Here is a 17,828-nt window from a genome sequence, read left to right as displayed (position 1 = left end):
GTCAGACGTGCTCCGGGGCCAGTGCCAGCAGGGCGGCACGGCTGCGTTCAAGAAATTGCTCTTTGCTTTCACCCTCTTCGATGCTCAGTGGCGCACCGAAACTGGTGGTGCACAACAGCGGCAGCGGCAGCATTCGGCCCTTGGGCATGACGCGGTTGAGGTTGGCGATCCACACCGGGATCACCTCGACCTCGGGGTGGCTTTTCATCAGGTGGTAGATCCCGCTCTTGAAGGGCAGCAAGCCTTCTTCCGGGTTGCGCGTGCCCTCGGGGAAGATGATCAGCGAGTCGCCGTTTTCCAAGGCTTCGAGCATCGGTTGCAAGGGGTTGTAGGAAGGGTCCTTGCGTTCGCGGTCCACCAGCACACCGTTGAACACCCGGTTGATGATGTAGCGACGCAAGGGGCTCTTCTGCCAGTAGTCGGAGCCCGCCACGGGCCGGGTCAGCTTGCGCAGCGCCGGCGGCAGCGAGGCCCAGAGCAGCACGAAGTCGCCGTGGCTGCTGTGGTTGGCGAAGTAGATCCGCTGTACCGGTCGCGGCGAACTGCCGAGCCACAGGCTGCGGGCGCCGGTGACCATGCGGGCGGCGGAGGTGATGAGATTGGCAACCACGGGTTCGAACATGAGGATTCCTTATCCTGAAAAAGCTAACCAAGGGCTGGCCAGGATGAAGCCCAGCGTCCAGACAACTTGTGCCGCCAGCAGCAGCGACTGCCTGCGCAGCAGCCGCAGAGCGCCGAGGCTGCGTTCGGTCCAGGGGCGGCCGGCGCGTTCGGCCGGTTGCAGGCCGAGCGTATTGAGGGCCTGGTCCAGCGCCTGGGTGCGTTCGGCCAACGGTTGCTGATCGTCGGCCATGCGCTGGAACAGATCGGCATCGAACGCCACCCGCAGCGCCCAGTATTTTTGCAGCACGCCGAGGCTGAACAGCACGCCGCTGAACAGCAGCAGCCACGGATTGACGTTGCCCAGCAGCCATTGCCCCAGCCCCAGCAGCGCGGCCAACAGGGTCAGGCCGGTGGAGAACTGATCCAGGCAATGGCCCCGGCGCAGCAGGCTCGCCACGGTGTGCAGCTGCAGGTCACTCATGGGGCGCGCCTTGGCGTAGCGGTTCCAGTGCCTGGCGATGAGCCCGATGCAGGACGATGCGTGGGCGAACGCGCTGGATCTGCACGATCGCGGCGTCCACGTTCGCCGCCCGGCCGCTGTGCAGCAACCAGGCGATCACGGCCGTGGCGCTGCGCGAATAGCCCAAGGCGCAGCAGACCAGCACCGGCCCGTGTTGACGCAGGCTGTCGATGGCCTGCGCGGCTCCCAGGCATTGTTCGGTGGTGGGCGCCGTGAGGTCGAGCACCGGCAGCGAGCGATAGGCGATGGCGTGGCTGTCCATGGACAATTCGGCGCTGAGATCGAGCACCCCGGCAAACGCGCTGTCCTGCAGTTCCAGTGGCGTCGGGACGCGCCCCAGCCAGACGTTATCGGTCACGTGGTCCGGTTGCGGATGCTGGCGTGTCCACCAACGGGAATTGACCCAGGCCGCCGCCAGGTAGGGCGCCAGCAACCAGCGCACCGCCGGGCTCAACCGGCCATCGGCGCGCTTCTGAAAACCATCGGCGCCCAACAACAGATAATTCAGCGCCACCAGCAGCACCGCCACCGCCGGCCAGATCAACCACAGCCACGCGCCGCCCCAGGCGAACGCCGGGACGCACAACGCCGCCGCGCCCACGCCGTAACGCAAGGCCAGTTGCAAGCGGCTGCGGTCGGTGGTCAGGCGAGCGCTTTGCAGCGGGCTCGGCCGGTCCAGTGGCCACAGCCAGACACACAGCCAACCGGCCAGCGCGCCCGTCGGCACATCGACGAAGTGATGCTGGTAAGTGGTCAGCACCGACACCCCGATCAGCGCGAACCAGCCGTGCATCAGCCAGCGCCAGGCACCCTGCAAGTGCCGCTGGTAGCAGACCCAGAGAATCACCAGCAAGGCAATGTGCAGCGACGGCGCCTGGTTGAACGGCTTGTCGAAGCCGGCCAGCACGTCGAACAGCCAGCCGAATACGCCGTCCATTTCCGGCCGAGGGAAGGTGAAGCGCAACGGCCAGATCAGGAAGCAACTGACGGCGATTGCCTGCGCCGTGAGCAGGCGCAACGCGTGGCGCTTGAGTTCCGCGCGGCTGGTGGGCAGCAACAGCGACAGGCCGTAAAGCAGGTCGATCGACCAGTAAGGCACGATGGTCCAGGCCCAAAATGGCATGTGGCTTTCCCAGCCGAACACCAGGCTGCCGACGTCGTCACGCTGGGAGGTGACCCAGGTGGCGAAGCCGTAGGTGCTGAAGAACAGCGGGGCGAGCAGCAGTAGCCAGCACACCGCCGGTTTCAGCAGGCCGGGCTCGCGAGGCGGGGCGATGACAGCGCTCATCACTGCACGCGCTGCGCCAGCGAAACGCTGAAGATGCCCCACTCATCGACCCGCAGGGTGATCTTGCGGAAACCCGCCGCTTCCACCAGTTGGTCCATCTCGGCCTGGCTGCGTCGACGCATCACCCAGGCCTGGCCAGCGCGGTGGCTGGTGAGGGCGCGGGCGATCAGCTCCAGTTGCGGGTGCCACGGCTGGCCGGTGTAGACCAGGAAACCACCGGGCTCCACGGCTTCGGCCAGGCCGGCGAGAGAACCGCCGACCATCTGGTTGTCGGCAAACAACTCGTACAGGCCGGACACCACTGCGAGGGTCGGCTTGGGGTCCAGGGCCGCGAGGTCCTGGCGGTCGAAGGCATCGCCCTTGACGAAGCGCGCGATCTCGCCCAGGCCTTTTTCGACGATCAGCGCGCTGCCGTCGCGCACGTTGATGTCGCTGTAGTCACGCAGCAGGATCGACTCCGGCAGCGGGCTGACGCCTTGCAGTGCCTCGAGAATGTAGCGGCCATGACCGGCCGCGATGTCGACGATGCGTACCTCGCGATTCTCATCGCGCAACTTGCCCATCGCCAGGCGCAGCAACTCCTCGACGTTCAGCTTGCGCTGGCGAATGCCGCGCCAGCCGATGGAGTTCAGGTAGTTCTGGTCGATCATCCTGCCGATCGGCGAGGTGCCGGTGGGGCGGTTGCGGTATACGTAGTCCAGCGTGCTGCCGGAATCGAACCCGGTGTCGAACCCCAGCTTCACCCCGGCCGACAGTTTGCTGCCAAAGCGCATGCTGGCGCGGGTCATGCGCCAGTACAGGTCGCGCGGCGAATTGTGGGGCAGGGGGGTTGCCAGGGCTTCGGACTCGGCGCAGGTCGCGCCGATGCGGTCCGCATCCAGCAAGGAGGGGCGGTCCAGCGGGCGGGCAAAATTCTGCAGGATGAAGCGGCGGGCGCTGGCGACGGCCGGCGCGCGGTGCTTCTCGCCCAGGGTGTCGTGGAAGAACCCCGGCAGGATGTGTTTTTCCTTGTGCACGCTGCCCAGCCGTTCGAAGAACTGCTCCTGGGGTTTGCGATGCACGACGAAGTCGGAGCCGGAGATCAGCAACTGCGTCGGCACCTGGATCGCCTGGGCGTCGGCCACCACGCGATCGGCGGCTTCGTACAGGCCCAGCAGCACGTTCACCGAAATCGCCTTGGTGATCAGTGGGTCGTTGTCGTAGGACGCCACCCGCTCTGGATCATGGCTGAGGAACTTGGCCTTGACGTAACTGTTGACGAAGAAATTGCCGCGAAACTTGCGCATCAGCGCCAGCCCCGGACGGGCGAACGGCACGTAGAGCTTCACTTTGAATGCCGGCGAGGCCAGCACCAGCGAGCGAATGCGCGGCGCGTAGTCGTGGACCCAGGTGGAGGCGATCACCGCGCCGACGCTTTGCGCCACCACGGCGATGTTCTGTTCGTCGATCTGGTGCGTTGCGCCGATGTGGTCGCAGAAGGTCTGCACATCCCGCGCGCTGGTGGCGAAACTCGGGCTGTCGCCCCGTGCGCCGGGCGACTGGCCGTGGCCCCGTGCGTCCCAGGCGAAAAACTCGAAGCCGGGCAGATCCAGTTCATCCACCAGGTGCGCGATGCGCCCGGAGTGCTCATGACCCCGGTGAAACAACAGCACGGCCTTGCGGGGTTCACCCGGGTCCGCGGCCACGGCCGGCCAGTGCCGGTAGAACAACTCCACGCCGTCATGGGTGGTGAATGTCCGGTCTTGAGCTTCGCGCATTGCAAGTTCCTTTATGCTGAGGGAGCGTTTTCCTTCACTTGGCCCAGGCCACGACGGACCCGGTTGACCAAGGTATAAACCAGCAGGGCGGCAACCACCGCCATCACACCGTTGACCCACGCGGCGCCGAGCCAGCCTAACGCTATGCCGGTCGCCAGCACGCCAAGCGCAAAGGCCCGGTCACTTTTGCCCATGGGCCCGTCATAGCGCCGCGAAGCCCCGACCATCGCCCCCAGCACACCGGCGTATTCACTGAACAACGCCAGCAGCGTGACCCCCAACACCAACAGCAGGCTGGCATCGGGAAGCAGGGCGAAAGGCAGGATCAGGGCAGCGTCGGCGATGATATCGCATAGCTCATTGAGGTAGGCGCCCAGATGCGATTGCTGGCCAAACTCCCGCGCCAGCATGCCGTCCACGGCGTTCAGGGCCATGCGCAGGAACATCCACGCGGGGACCAGCGCAAACACCCACGGATGGCTGGCAAACCAGGCGACCACCACCCCCACCAGCACGGAAACCACACCGGCCAGCAGCGTGACCTGGTTCGCCGTGACGCCCTTGTCGTAGAGCCGTTGGACGGTAGGGCGCAGCAGGTTCTGGAAGGCGGGCTTGAGCTGGTAAATGGAAGGCATCGGGGCGGGATCTCGGGCCGGTGGCGGGCGTGAAGGATTCAGGTGCGAGATTACGATAGGTTGAGGGGTTGCTGGTGGGTATTTGTTGGGAATGCGTGCGGGTAGGCATCTAGGACGCAATGAGTCGCCAGATTTTAGTGGTGCATGAGAAGTCATCCAGTCGAGGTGGTTTGTTTGAATGCGTTGGCTCACCTAAGCTGAATTTTCCTGGACATGCGCCAAGTGCCTTAACGCACCATGCGGCCATCCGGCTTGCGGCACCGCTCAGCAGCCAGGGGGAGGAAAGGATGCCAAACGTGCTAGTGGTGATCTGGGACTTCGATACGCGCAGATTACGAATCCCGGTCAGGGATAGCCTTGTCCACATACACAACAGGATTGGAGCCCTGGAGCACATGGCGACAACAATATTCGCCGCTAATGTCGTTCAGCATCAATTGGATTACTGTCTGGCTGTCGCCCCCGAATACTTCTTTTCCAAGGAAAAACCTGTTTCGTTTCTTTCGGAAGAAGAAAAGGAAATCATCCGGGCTGCATGGGTTGATGTCTCAAATAGAAACCCGACGCTGATACTGGTCCCGGGTACGACACTGTGGTCCAAATCAATGGTACGACCCGATTCCAGGATGTTGAAAAGGGAGACGGGGGAGTTGAAATCCTTGGGGCAAGCCAGGGATATCAACAAGGTTAAATATGGTGCGGAAATGGACGCGGTGGTGGACGAAATACCGCAGAGGGATCGCCTGAACAAGGGGGTTTATGGCGATTACGCAAGGTCTACGAAAGCGGTCATCACCGATATGGGATCAAAAGGCGCGAGAACCGCACATGGAATCGTCAGGAATACCGGTTTCATCATCTGGCAAGGAAACGTTTTTTATCAGCATAAACGCTACCCCAACATAGGAAATGAAGGACTGGAAGAGTTGTATGGGGCGGAGTTATGGTTCGACAAGATATTCATGCCAGGCGGTTATCGAGAAACCCCTGCTGTTCATGGGCTGCAAATCGCTTTGGAAATATGTGCAGAACACTTTGTGGGCGCAACGATCCTGCATAAGAACAACGTACTGGATTTTCATGTCCTGGTCTCGGCCAGCATCGAGCTCGAAAAAAAACGCGTGGGTGTAAAACACGGAGGGTATGTCGTTCACGCTGATTCAAATGGCAGCTCAGTGTACCGACGTGAAGGCATGGAGTTGGTTCGACTCCAAGCCATCGATCAACGACCCGTAAACTTGATGGGCGTTGCAGCCGGGGGTGCCAGGAGTTTTGTTTGCCCTATTGCGTAGACCGAGCCGGATCAGGCACATCAAACCAACAGATTCACCGCCATAGCAGGCATCCGCGCCCCCACTGTGGGAGTGAGCCAGCTCGCGATAACGGCTCATCAGCCACATCCTGACCAGCTGTTTATCGTGATTCCACGAGGCTAGCCCCGACCGACATCGCCTTGCGCTATTGCCTACAACTACGCCAGAATCCGCCGGCTTGTGCACCTTGGAGGGCGTCGGTAGTTTGAGTCCTATCACTGAGCATCAGTGATCGGGTTTAGTCGCCCGTTTCAACCTAAGGCGTACCAAGTCCCGTCGGACAGGCTGTGCTGTTCCTGTATTGATGGTGGCTGTGCGTAGGGCGCCCCCGGGCGCGCCGGGATTCTTAGGTTCACCGGTCGACTAACCTGCGCACAGCTGCCGCCCTCTCGTTTAGTCGCGAGGTGGTAGCAGCATCACTTATAGGAACCTAAGTCGATGGCAAAAATTACACCCAACCCTCCGACCGCAGATGAGCATGTATCTCGCGCTCAGTCTGCTCGTAACAATAAGCTTGATGACGCTGCCAACCGGGCATTGGATTACCACCTGAAGCCTACGCCGAAGGACGAAACGCCTGACAAGCCCGGCACCATCTTCTGTATCGCACCGGATGTTGATTCGGAATGTCTGCTGGCTAATCTCAGTGAAAACCTGGCTTCGGCCAATGCCATGATCAGTGATTTGGCGTTTGGTCTTGAGGGATCACGACGGCATTTTGCGTTGGGGATTTTGCAGGTGATTGAGGTGAGTGAGCTGCTGGCGAATCGGGCTTTGGATATTGTTGAGGTGAGGTAACAAGGGCCGCGCTCACCCCAGGTATGAAAAAAGGTCTTGCTCGGCAAGACCTTTTTTGTAGGCGAAGGGTTGTCAAACGCTAACAGGGTAATTATGCAAGTACCCCTTGCACAAATCCGCAGCGTTACTCCAGGAAAGGCCAAGTCGACTATCAAAGAGCACATCAAGAACGTTTTCGAGCAAGGCGTGCTGGTGCCGGAGGCGGTGATGAGAAATCGGTATTTCCGAATTTTCTACCTTTTATGGCCGAGGACTTGGAACAGCCTTCATCACTCATCATCAAAATAATCACGATCCAATGCTGGAAGCTTCAGCAAGCGTGAAGTAACACCCACTTCATGATCCATCATCAGGTTCACCAGACGATTTCCATCTACTAACACAATGCCTTCTACCGACTTGGCGAAATCGATCGCATGAGCGGTAAACCCTGAAGTAGTAATAAACACGCCTCGCTTTGCTTTCTGTCCTGCGAGCGCTCCATAGAAGGCCTGTAGCTCAGGACGGCCAACGGTGTTCTGCCAGCGTTTCGCCTGAACGTAAACTTTCTCAAGCCCTAGCTTGTCGAGCGAAATGATTCCGTCGATCCCCGCATCGCCGGAGCCACCCACTCGTTGAAGATCATTGCGGCTCGCGCCATAGCCCAGACGGTGCAGCACATCCAGCACGATCACTTCAAAACGGTTAGAGGGAGGCAGCCAGAATCCACTTCACTGAATGTCATGCGGCTTCGGGTGAGACTTCCATGATCTGCTGCTTGCCGTTTCCGGTGCGTCAGAGCTGCCCTTAAGACGGAATGCTTCAAAACTATGGACAATCTACTGGCCCGGCGGGACTGAAATGGATGAGGTTCGCTAGTTAACCCAAGGTAAAACGTCCGCCTCGCAAAAAACAATTCTGAGTTTTCGTATGGCGCCGGCGCAATGGGCATTTCCCAAGCGCAGCAACAGGCGAGGCGACGGCTATGCGCTTTTTTCCTCCCAGCTAGGATTGCCAATGGCTATCAAAAAATCTGACCTTTACTCATCTCTCTGGGCCGCATGTGACGAGTTGCGCGGCGGGATGGATGCCAGCCAGTACAAGGACTACGTCCTGTTCATGCTGTTCATCAAATACATTTCAGATAAATACGGTAACTCGGATGACTTCGCTCCGCCGGTGACCATTCCATTTGGTGCCAGCTTCACGGACATGGTCGCCCTGAAGGGCAAGCCTGATATCGGCGACAAAATCAATACGCAGATCATCCAGCCGCTGATCGACGCCAACGCCCGGCTTGCCCGCAGTGATTTCTCTGATTTCAACGACCCGAGCAAACTCGGCGAGGGGAATGATTGAGGAACACTACCCGACCTGGCGTGAAGCCCGCGCTGAGCTGAATGATCTGCCGTTGACGGCTGAGGCCTGGAGGGAGTGAGGTAGCAATTTCATTACGAATCGTCCTCCATGGACTTGTCATCACTTGCCAGCTCCCGCTCGATCTGTTCAATGCTCGGTAGGCTGGTTTGCAGTTCCGCGGGCAGGGACTCCACTAATTGGTATTCAGCCACCCCGATGGGGCGGGCGTTATCACGCAGAGCGTATTCAGCCACTACCTTATTCTTGCTTTTGCACAGCAGAAGGCCAATGGTCGGGCCGTCCTGAGGGTGTTTGAGCTGGGCATCTACTGCGGTGAGGTAAAAGCTTAGCTGGCCCAGATGTTCGGGTTTGAACTTGCCTGCCTTGAGTTCGATCACGACATAGCAGCGTAGCTTGAGGTGATAGAACAGCAGGTCGATGAAAAACTCGTCGCCGCCTACATCCAGCAACACCTGTTGACCGACGAAGGCAAAGCCTGCGCCTAGTTCCAGCAGGAAATCGGTGACATGTTTGATCAGGGCGTTTTCGATCTCACGCTCCTGTGCTTCATAGGTCAGGCCGAGGAAGTCGAAGCGGTAAGGATCTTTCAGTGATTCGCGAGCCAGGTCGGACTGTGGTTTGGGCAGATGGCTCTCGAAGTTGCTGACTGCCTTGCCGCTGCGCTCTAGCAGGCGGGTCTCGATCTGCATCACTAAAATGTTACGTGACCAGTTGTGCTCGATTGCTTTGGCGGCATACCAGCAGCGGGTTTCAGGGTTTGGCAGTTTGTCCAGCAGCGCCAACTGGTGGTACCAAGGCAATTGTGCAAGCACCCCTTGCACAAATTCTGCGTCCGGCCAGGCCTCGGCAAAGGCGCGCATGTATTTGAGGTTACGTGGGGAAAAGCCTTTCATATCGGGAAAGGCCGCATGCAAGTCTTGAGACAAGCGGTCGATCACCTTGGCTCCCCAGCCCTGCTGTGTTTGCCGGATCAAAATATCGTGACCGATCTGCCAATAGAGCAAGACCAGTTCGCGATTCACTGCCAATGAGGCGCGCTGTTGCGCATGATGAATACGGCTCTTGAGGTCAGTCAGCCAGTCACCATAACCCTCTGGAGGCATGCTTAGGCTAGCAGGGGGTTCGCTCATGCTTTTCCCTCATGGTTTAGGGCAACAGACAGGGATCATAAGCGTCATGCGAATGAGGACGCTTGGCGTCTAATCAGTGGCGGGCTGTTAGGTCTGGTCATTGACTTGGCAGCGACGATCGAAGACTAAGCTGCGCGTTTGTCAGGCGCAAGCGGGTTGGATCCTCTCGGAGATTTCCCTCAATAAAAAATGAAACTGCTTACTTTAGGGGCTTTGTTGCTCGCTGCTAGGGGAAAGTGTCTGCGCCGCTGACGCGAATGTATAACTTTCCACCAGACATTAAAAAGCCGGCTTATGGCCGGCTTCTCGTTGACTGATTCAATTCGTTTTTGACAAACCTTACCAGCCTTCAAAACGTACATCCGGCTCTTGCGGCCGGCTGTGGGACTTGGTCAGAAAGTGATCTGCCTTGTCGGTGCGAGGCGTGGGCTCGCAAAGGTGGGGCGGAGGATACGCGGGTTTTGGTTGGAAGCCTAGGGGTAAGTGGTGTGGAATCATTGGGTTAGGGTGATTCAGAGGAAAGCAGAGGCTGCTTTGCAGCCCAGCGGGAGCAAGCTCCCTCGCCACAAAAGCGCCTGTCACAGCCTTATGTCCACGGGCTCATTCGTACACCTGCGGTCGCTGCTTATTGAGGGTCGACCACCAGAATACCCAGCCCAATACCCTGATGTTTTGCGCTTCGATCTGTTCGGCGCTGAAGACTTCGTCGGGGTAGGCAGCGCTGTTGTGGCTGCGTAGGCGCAGGCGGTTGCCGGGGACTCGGTGCAGGTATTTGATACGCAGCATGCCGTCGTGCTCGAGGGCGTAGATCTGGCCGTCGACGACCTGGGTGAGGCCGCGGTCGATGGCGAGGGTGGAGCCGTCTTCGATGCGTTCGGCCATGCTGTCGCCGACCATGGTCGTGCAGATGGCGTCGCCGGGATTTATTTCCAGGGATTCGAGGTGGCTGCGGGGCAGGCGGATGGTTTGGTCGGGGACTTCGATGATGTGGGTCTTGCTGCTGCCCGGGCTGACCGGGGCTTCGGTGTAGAAGGGCAGGTCGATGTCCTGGGTTTCCAGCACGCTGTAGACGCCTTGGACTTCAGCGGCTTCATAGGTGGTGCCGGGGCCGAGGCCCAGCGGGGTTTGCGGGCCTTCTCCGGTGGCGAGCCATTGCGGGCTGACGGTCAGCAGGCCCGCGATGGCGTGGATGCGACCGGGCGGAATGCCACGATTGAACCAGTTGTTCACGTGCTGGGATTTCACACCGTACAACTTCGCGAAGTCGGCGGAACGGATGTTGGCTTCTTTGAGAAGGGCTCTGAAGCGGTCGCCACTGGAGATAATTTTCATAAACGGAAAGTTTAGAGGCGACCGTGTTTTGAGCAATAAACATGTCGTGCAGATTTATAAGACAATCTTTCCGTTTGCAGGATTTGAAATAGATGGGCTAAACGCAGTTAAACGTTGTTAATACATAGTTGTATTTATTTAAATTCAATCATAAAAAAACCCCGGTGCAAACCGGGGTTCTTCCACACATTCAGTATCAGCCCTTGTAGGCGGCAACCGACTTGGTGATGGCTTCGCGGGCGGCGTCTGCGCCGGCCCAGCCTTCGATCTTGACCCACTTGCCTTTTTCGAGGTCTTTGTAGTTCGCGAAGAAGTGTTCGATCTGCTGGATCAGCAGCGGTGGCAGGTCGGTGTATTCCTTCACGTCGACATACAGTTGCGACAGTTTGTCGTGTGGCACTGCGATGACTTTGGCATCGCCGCCGCCGTCGTCGGTCATGTTCAGGATGCCGACTGGACGGGCGCGGATGACCGAGCCTGGAGCAACCGGGTAGGGGGTCACGACCAGCACGTCGAGGGGGTCGCCGTCGTCGGCCAGGGTGTTGGGGATGTAACCGTAGTTGGCCGGGTAGAACATCGGGGTGGCCATGAAACGGTCAACGAACAGGCAATCGCTGTCTTTGTCGATTTCGTATTTGATCGGGGCATGGTTGGCCGGGATTTCGATCGCGACGTAGATGTCGTTCGGCAGGTCTTTGCCAGCCGGAATCTTGCTGTAGCTCATTGGGCGGTGCCCCCGTTAGTTGACCAAATGACTGGTCGGATTGACCAAAAAGTGGCGGCGATTATAGGCATATTCAGCCGCTGTTGCCACGTTACCAGGGTCGTAGAGACCTTAGTATGACGCCTGATAGACCGGATCTTCGGCCTGAAGTTGCCGCAACCGGGCCAACGGGTCCTGGCGGTAGAACGCCTTGAGCTGTTCGTAGACACGTGGATAGGCCTGGTGCAGCAGGTCTGGGGCGCTGAAGAAGTATTCGCTGGTGACGGCGAAGAACTCCGCGGGGTTTTCCGCCGCGTACGGGTCAATGGCGGTTTCGACGTCCGGGTCCTGGTCCAGCTGGCGATTGAGGTCATCGTAGGCCTGTTGCATGGCCTCGGCCCAGTCGCTGACCCGCATGTCGGCGTGCAGGGGCGGCAGGCCGTTGGCGTCGCCGTTGAGCATGTCGAGTTTGTGCGCCAGCTCGTGGATCACCAGGTTGTAGCCCTCCCAGCCGCCGCTGGCGAGCACGCCGTCCCATGCGAGGATGATCGGCCCTTGTGGCCAGGCTTCGCCGCTGTGTTCGCCGTCCCATTCATGTTCGATGCCGCTGGCGTCGCGGTAGCGCTGGGGGCTGAGGAAATCGTCGGGGTAGAGCACGATTTCGTGGAAACCCTGGTACCAGTTCAGCTCGCCCAGGTGCATCAACGGCAACTGGGCCTGGGCGGCGAGCAGCAGGCGCTGTTCCTGGTGCAGTTCGACGCCGGGCAGGGCGGTCAGGTGTTTGTCATGCAGGAACAACACGCAGGCTTCACGCAGCCACTGGTCCTCGGCGGCGCTGATACCGTCGAGGAAACTCAACTGATGGCGCACGCGTTGCCAGGTGTCTTCGGCCACGGGATGCTTGGCCAGGGTGCGTTGGCGGCGCCAGTTGCTGAGGGACCACATGGGCGATCAGGCTTTCGAAGCGCGCTGGCCCATTTTGCTGCGGACCAGGCTGATGACCATCGGCAACAGCGACACCAGGATGATGCCCACCACCAGCAACGACAGGTTCTGCTTGATGAAGGGCACGTTGCCGAAGAAGAAACCGAGGGTGACCAGGCCGCCGACCCACAGGACGGTGCCCAGGACGCTGAAGCCGAAGAAACGTGCATACGGCATTTTCCCCACGCCGGCGACGAAGGGGGCGAAGGTGCGGATGATCGGCAGGAAGCGCGCCAGGGTCACGGTTTTGCCGCCGTGCTTGTCGTAGAAGTCATGGGTTTGCTGAAGGTAGTCGCGGCGGAAGATTTTCGAGTTCGGGTTGCTGAACAGTTTTTCGCCCGCGGTGCGTCCGATGAGGTAGTTGGTGCTGTCGCCGAGGATCGCCGCCAGCATCAGCAGGCCACCCAGCAGGAGCGGGTCCATGGCCCCCCCGGCGGCCACCGCGCCGGCGATGAACAGCAGCGAATCCCCCGGCAGGAAGGGCATCACCACCAGGCCGGTTTCACAGAAGATCACCAGGAACAGGATGGCGTAGACCCAAGTGCCGTAGTTGGTCACCAGCATGTCGAGGTACACGTCGAGATGCAGAATGAGGTCGAGGGGATTGAAATCCATGCAATACACCTGTGGTGACGGCCTGAGGGGCAGGCGTTTGGGTCTGGCTTTGAGTATGGCTACAGAGTATGTAGCTTTTGCTTACAAGCCGGGAAGACCGGGATTATACGGGCTGGAGGGCGGGGAGCGTGGTGAGTTTGTAGCTAGGGATTTCGGTGGTGTGCAATTGAGTGAAGGCTCTTGTGGCGAGGGAGCTTGCTCCCGCTGGGGCGCGGAGCGGCCCTGAAGCAGGCGACTCGGTCAGTCTGATACACAGCATGCACAGGTTTTGGGACTGCTTCGCAGTCCAGCGGGGATAAATCCCCTCGCCACAGAAGGTTTGGTGTTGTGGCAGGGGGACTCAGCTACAGGGGTCAGATGTCGTCGCTGATCGGCAACACGTAGTTCTTGAACTCGGTGTCTTCCTTGAAACCGATGGATTCGTAGGTCTTCTGCGCCACTTCGTTGTTGCTGCTGGTGGAGACGCGCATGCGCACGGCATGGGTTTCCTTGGCCATTTTTTTCGCCGTGCGGATCAGGTGGTCGGCCACCAGTTGGCGGCGGGCATCTTCGGCGACGTAGATGTCGTTGAGGATCCACACGCGCTTGAGGGACAGCGACGAGTAGCTCGGGTAGAGCTGGCAGAAGCCCAGCAGCTTGCTGTCGTCGTCATCGGGCAGGGCCAGGTAGATCACCGACTCCTTGCGACGCAGGCGCTTTTCGAGAAAGGCCCGGGACGAGTCCGGGTATGGCAGCGAGCCATAGAATTCCCGGTATTTGACGAACAATGGGGTCAGCAGGTCCAGGTGTTCCAGGGTCGCTTGAATAATCCGCATGGCAGGTCTCGTTTACAAAGGTCGACATGGAGTCTGACAACAACGGCGTTCTGCCGTGCTTTTGATGCTGCCTGAAATTGGATCAAAAACGCAATTGGCAGTACGGATCAGCTTCGGGGCGGCATCAGTAGGAAATTACCTTTCATATCGGCACCATTTTCCGATTCAAGCGTTTGGAGCTGGGCTTCGTCCTTCAGATTGACCCCCGAAAGCTGTCTGCGACAGGCCTCGCGCATCAGGTAGATCAAACGATGGGCCGCCATGCCGTAGCTCAGGCCTTCGAGCCTGACGTTGGAGATGCAGTTGCGGTACGCGTCGGTCAGCCCCACCTTGGGGGCGTAGGTGAAATACAGCCCCAGGCTGTCCGGCGAGCTGAGGCCGGGGCGTTCGCCGATGAGAATCACCGACATTTTGGCGCCGAGCCGTTCGGCCACTTCATCGGCCACTGCGACCCGGCCCTGTTCCACCAGGACGATCGGCGACACCGACCAGCCGTCGTCGGCGAGCTGCTCCTCCAGCCGCGCCAGGAAGGGCAGGGTATGGCGATGCACCGCCAGCGCCGACAGGCCGTCGGCCACGACAATGGCCAGGTCCACGCCACCGGGATGGGCGGCCGCGTAGTCGTCCAGTGCCTGCGCCGAGGCCTCGTCCAGGCGGCGGCCCAGGTCCGGCCGTTGCAGGTAGCTGTTGCGGTCGCTGGCGGCGCTGTGGAGCGACAGGCTCTCGCGGCCGCGCTCGGCCAGTTGTGCGCGAAGGCCCTGGTGATCGAAGGCCAGGTGCACCGCGTCCCGTGCCTGGGCATGGGCGTACTGGAAGTCCAATTGTGCCTGGGTCGGCAGGCTGGTACCGGTGCGGCCCAGGGCGATGCGCGCCGGGGTCAGGCGGCGCAGTTCCAGCCAGGGGTTTTGCGAATCGACTGGTTTTTTGTCCATCGGCAGGTCACTCATCCCAGGTGAGCCAGGGCGTGACGAAACGCCGGTGGCAGGTTGTCGCCAAACCGCACCCGGCCGTCGGCCTGGGTGAAGATGCCCATGTTCGCCAACCATTGCTCGAACTCCGGCGCCGGCTTCAGGCCCAGGGTCTGGCGGGCGTAGAGGGCGTCGTGGAACGAGGTGGTCTGGTAGTTGAGCATGATGTCGTCGGAGCCGGGGATGCCCATGATGAAGTTGATCCCGGCCACGCCCAGCAGGGTCAGCAGGGTGTCCATGTCATCCTGGTCGGCTTCGGCGTGGTTGGTGTAGCAGATGTCGCAGCCCATCGGCACGCCCAGCAACTTGCCGCAGAAGTGGTCTTCGAGGCCGGCGCGGATGATCTGCTTGCCGTTGTACAGGTACTCGGGGCCGATGAAGCCTACAACGGTGTTGACCAGGAACGGGTTGAAATGCCGTGCCACGGCGTAGGCCCGGGTTTCGCAGGTCTGTTGATCCACGCCGTGGTGGGCGTTGGCCGACAGCGCGCTGCCCTGACCGGTTTCGAAATACATCAGGTTGTTGCCGAGGGTGCCGCGGTTCAGGCTGAGGCCAGCGTCGTAGCCTTCTTTCAGCACGTTCAGGTTGATGCCGAAACTGGCGTTGGCCGCTTCGGTGCCGGCGATGGACTGGAACACCAGGTCCAGGGGCACGCCCCGGTTGGCCGCCTCGATGGAGGTGGTGACGTGGGTCAGCACACAGCCTTGGGTTGGGATGTCGTAGCGCTGGATGATGGCGTCGAGCATTTCCAGCATGGCGCAGATCGAGGCCGTGCTGTCGGTGGCCGGGTTGATGCCGATCATGGCGTCGCCGTTGCCGTAGAGCAGGCCGTCGAGGATGCTTGCGGCGATGCCGGCCGGTTCGTCGGTGGGGTGGTTGGGTTGCAGGCGTGTGGACAGGCGCCCGCGCAGGCCGAGGGTGCCGCGGAATTTCGTCACCACGCGGATTTTCTGCGCCACCAGCACCAGGTCTTGCACGCGCATGATTTTCGACACGGCGGCGACCATTTCCGGCGTCAGGCCGGGGGCCAAGGCGCGCAGGCTGTGCTCGTCGGCGGCGTCGCTGAGCAGCCAGTCGCGAAAACCGCCGACCGTGAGGTGGCTGACGGTGGCGAAGGCGTGTTTGTCGTGGGTGTCGACGATCAGCCGGGTGACTTCGTCGCTCTCGTAAGGAATCAGCATTTCTTGCAGGAAATGGCTGAGGGGCAGGTCAGCCAGGGCCATTTGCGCGGCCACCCGCTCGCCATCGTTGAGCGCCGCGACGCCAGCGAGCAAATCCCCGGAACGCGCCGGGCTGGCCTTGGCCATCAGGTCCTTGAGGCTGTCGAAGCGATAGGTCTGGGCGCCGACGGAATGGGCGAATCCGGCCATGGGCGGTGTCCTCCTGGTTTTCTAAATGACTCAAATACAACCCGTAACCCTGTGGGAGCGAGCTTGCTCGCGATAGCAGGGTGTCAGCAAAATACTTGTCGACTGATACACAGCTATCGCGAGCAAGCTCGCTCCCACAGGGGCAGTGTCCACTTTCAGATAGCAGGCACCTGGCCCTCGGCCCGGCGCCGATGCAACCTCATATACCTGTGAGCATAGCGTCCGCCGGGGCGCTGGAGCGTTGTTTGGCGGTCAGTTGGAAGTACAGGTAGCCGACCACCATGAAAGCCAGGAACACCAGGCCGATCACGGTGTTGAACCAGGCCATCGCCACCAGGCAGACCACGGCCAGGAACAGTGCAATGCCCGGCACGATCGGGTAGCCCGGTGCGCGGAAGGTGCGTTCCAGGTCTGGTTCGACCTTACGCAGCCGGAACAGGCTGAGCATGCTGATGATGTACATCACGATGGCGCCGAACACCGACATGGTGATCATCGCGGCCGTCAGGCTCATGCCCTGCAGGTTCACCAGGCCGTCGCTGTAGATCGCCGCGATGCCGATCACGCCGCCGGCCAGGATTGCCCGGTGCGGGGTCTGGAAGCGCGACAGTTTCGCCAGGCCCCGCGGCAGGTAGCCGGCCCGGGCCAGGGCGAAGAACTGCCGCGAGTAACCCAGGATGATCCCGTGGAAACTCGCCACCAGGCCGAACAGGCCGATCCACACCAGCATGTGCATCCAGGTCGAATTGTTGCCGACCACGGCTTTCATTGCCTGGGGCAGCGGGTCGTTGATGTTCGACAGTTGCCGCCAGTCGCCCACGCCGCCGGCCATGATCATCACGCCGATCGCCAGGAAGACCAGGGTCAGGATGCCGCTGACATAGGCGCGAGGAATCGTGCGTTTCGGGTCCTTGGCTTCTTCGGCGGCCATGGCCGCGCCTTCGATGGCGAGGAAGAACCAGATCGCGAACGGAATCGCCGCAAAAATGCCCGGTATTGAGGCAAGGCTGAACTCATTTGCACCGGACCAGCCGTTGAGCACGAAATTGCTGAAGCTGAAGCCAGGCGCAACCACGCCCATGAACACCAGCAATTCGGCCACCGCCAGCACGGTGACCACCAGCTCGAACGCCGCGGCGATGCTGACGCCGAGGATGTTCAGGGTCATGAACACCGCGTACGCGCCGACCGCCGCGACCTTGGGGTCCAGTTCCGGAAACTGCACATTGAGGTAGGCGCCAATGGCCATGGCAATGGCCGGTGGCGCAAAGACGAATTCGATCAACGTGGCGATCCCGGCGATCAGTCCGCCTTTTTCGCCAAACGCCCGCCGGCTGTAGGCGAACGGCCCGCCCGCATGGGGGATGGCGGTGGTCAGTTCGGTGAAGCTGAAGATGAAGCAGGTGTACATCAGCGCGACCATCAGCGCGGTGACGAGGAACCCCAGGGTCCCGGCGGTGCCCCAGCCATAGCTCCAGCCGAAGTACTCGCCGGAAATCACCAGGCCGACGGCAATGCCCCATAAATGCAGGGTGCCGAGTGTGGGTTTGAGTTGGGTGGTAGAAGTCATAAGTCCTCTCTGTCTTTTTTATTGTTTGATCTGTTGGACTTTCGGGATTGCTGTGGAGCGGGCACGCA

General features: G+C 60.5%; 17 protein-coding genes and 1 pseudogene. 3 read left to right on the top strand and 15 right to left on the bottom strand.

Features of this window, described 5'->3' with window-relative positions; translation table 11 throughout:
• Position 1: 1 nt before the first annotated feature.
• From V5F23_RS24695 to V5F23_RS24675, 5 genes are read right to left on the bottom strand one after another with little or no spacing between them, the layout of a single operon-like run.
• Positions 2-622 (bottom strand): lysophospholipid acyltransferase family protein, encoded by a 621-nt coding sequence (locus V5F23_RS24695; protein WP_042730584.1) that lies wholly within the window; start codon positions 620-622, stop codon positions 2-4.
• A gap of 9 nt (positions 623-631) precedes the next feature.
• Entirely contained in the window at positions 632-1,084 is a 453-nt protein-coding gene (locus V5F23_RS24690; protein ID WP_047736360.1) for a hypothetical protein, read from the bottom strand.
• Positions 1,077-2,411 (bottom strand): phosphatase PAP2/dual specificity phosphatase family protein, encoded by a 1,335-nt coding sequence (locus V5F23_RS24685; protein WP_042730586.1) that lies wholly within the window; start codon positions 2,409-2,411, stop codon positions 1,077-1,079. Before V5F23_RS24685 ends, V5F23_RS24690 begins: the two co-directional genes overlap by 8 nt.
• On the bottom strand, positions 2,411-4,168 hold the full coding sequence (locus V5F23_RS24680; protein WP_212803067.1) for a bifunctional alpha/beta hydrolase/class I SAM-dependent methyltransferase: 1,758 nt from the start codon (positions 4,166-4,168) through the stop codon (positions 2,411-2,413). Before V5F23_RS24680 ends, V5F23_RS24685 begins: the two co-directional genes overlap by 1 nt.
• Before the next feature lie 11 nt (positions 4,169-4,179).
• A complete protein-coding gene (locus V5F23_RS24675) occupies positions 4,180-4,803 on the bottom strand; it encodes a CDP-alcohol phosphatidyltransferase family protein (RefSeq protein WP_212803066.1) in 624 nt (207 codons plus the stop codon).
• Positions 4,804-4,922: 119 nt separating this feature from the next.
• Between V5F23_RS24675 and V5F23_RS24670 the strand changes: the two genes are divergently transcribed.
• Both V5F23_RS24670 and V5F23_RS24665 read left to right on the top strand, forming a co-directional pair.
• Positions 4,923-6,095, top strand: a complete 1,173-nt coding sequence (locus V5F23_RS24670; RefSeq protein WP_212803065.1) for a hypothetical protein — start codon at positions 4,923-4,925, stop codon at positions 6,093-6,095.
• 459 nt (positions 6,096-6,554) lie between these two features.
• A complete protein-coding gene (locus V5F23_RS24665) occupies positions 6,555-6,914 on the top strand; it encodes a DUF6124 family protein (RefSeq protein WP_212803064.1) in 360 nt (119 codons plus the stop codon).
• A 269-nt stretch (positions 6,915-7,183) separates the two neighbouring features.
• On the opposite strand, the pseudogene V5F23_RS24660 reads toward V5F23_RS24665, so the two are convergent.
• A pseudogene (locus tag V5F23_RS24660) lies at positions 7,184-7,606 on the bottom strand (restriction endonuclease); the annotation flags it as partial.
• Between the two features lie 217 nt (positions 7,607-7,823).
• On the opposite strand from V5F23_RS24660, the gene V5F23_RS24655 reads away from it, so the two are divergent.
• Complete coding sequence (locus tag V5F23_RS24655) at positions 7,824-8,252, top strand: type I restriction-modification system subunit M N-terminal domain-containing protein (RefSeq protein WP_244868243.1); 429 nt, start codon at positions 7,824-7,826, stop codon at positions 8,250-8,252.
• A gap of 92 nt (positions 8,253-8,344) precedes the next feature.
• Here the strand turns inward: V5F23_RS24655 and V5F23_RS24650 are convergent, their stop codons facing one another.
• The 9 genes from V5F23_RS24650 to eat all read right to left on the bottom strand — a co-directional run bounded on the left by V5F23_RS24650 (position 8,345) and on the right by eat (position 17,760).
• The gene (locus V5F23_RS24650) at positions 8,345-9,403 is read right to left on the bottom strand and encodes a PDDEXK nuclease domain-containing protein (RefSeq protein ID WP_212803063.1); all 1,059 of its coding nucleotides are present in this window, start codon (positions 9,401-9,403) and stop codon (positions 8,345-8,347) included.
• Between the two features lie 600 nt (positions 9,404-10,003).
• A complete protein-coding gene (locus V5F23_RS24645; protein ID WP_042730590.1) occupies positions 10,004-10,735 on the bottom strand; it encodes a helix-turn-helix transcriptional regulator in 732 nt (243 codons plus the stop codon).
• 196 nt (positions 10,736-10,931) lie between these two features.
• Positions 10,932-11,459 carry an inorganic diphosphatase gene (gene ppa, locus V5F23_RS24640; protein ID WP_003205933.1) on the bottom strand — a complete coding sequence of 176 codons (528 nt, stop codon included), beginning with the start codon at positions 11,457-11,459 and terminating at the stop codon, positions 10,932-10,934.
• Positions 11,460-11,570: 111 nt separating this feature from the next.
• Positions 11,571-12,383 carry a M90 family metallopeptidase gene (locus tag V5F23_RS24635; protein ID WP_338496856.1) on the bottom strand — a complete coding sequence of 271 codons (813 nt, stop codon included), beginning with the start codon at positions 12,381-12,383 and terminating at the stop codon, positions 11,571-11,573.
• A 6-nt stretch (positions 12,384-12,389) separates the two neighbouring features.
• Positions 12,390-13,037, bottom strand: coding sequence for a DedA family protein (locus V5F23_RS24630; protein WP_047736353.1), 648 nt, complete (start codon positions 13,035-13,037; stop codon positions 12,390-12,392).
• Positions 13,038-13,390: 353 nt separating this feature from the next.
• Complete coding sequence (locus V5F23_RS24625; RefSeq protein ID WP_042732233.1) at positions 13,391-13,852, bottom strand: GNAT family N-acetyltransferase; 462 nt, start codon at positions 13,850-13,852, stop codon at positions 13,391-13,393.
• 107 nt (positions 13,853-13,959) lie between these two features.
• Entirely contained in the window at positions 13,960-14,784 is an 825-nt protein-coding gene (gene eutC, locus V5F23_RS24620; protein WP_338496854.1) for an ethanolamine ammonia-lyase subunit EutC, read from the bottom strand.
• Between the two features lie 11 nt (positions 14,785-14,795).
• On the bottom strand, positions 14,796-16,190 hold the full coding sequence (locus V5F23_RS24615) for an ethanolamine ammonia-lyase subunit EutB (RefSeq protein WP_047736352.1): 1,395 nt from the start codon (positions 16,188-16,190) through the stop codon (positions 14,796-14,798).
• A 199-nt stretch (positions 16,191-16,389) separates the two neighbouring features.
• Positions 16,390-17,760, bottom strand: a complete 1,371-nt coding sequence (gene eat / locus V5F23_RS24610) for an ethanolamine permease (protein ID WP_047736351.1) — start codon at positions 17,758-17,760, stop codon at positions 16,390-16,392.
• Positions 17,761-17,828: the final 68 nt, after the last annotated feature.

It is taken from the genome of Pseudomonas sp. WP18, from assembly GCF_036689585.1.
Lineage (GTDB): Bacteria > Pseudomonadota > Gammaproteobacteria > Pseudomonadales > Pseudomonadaceae > Aquipseudomonas > Aquipseudomonas chlororaphis_E.
The sequence above is the reverse complement of the archived record's forward strand: the minus strand, read 5'-3'. Positions and strand labels throughout refer to the sequence as shown.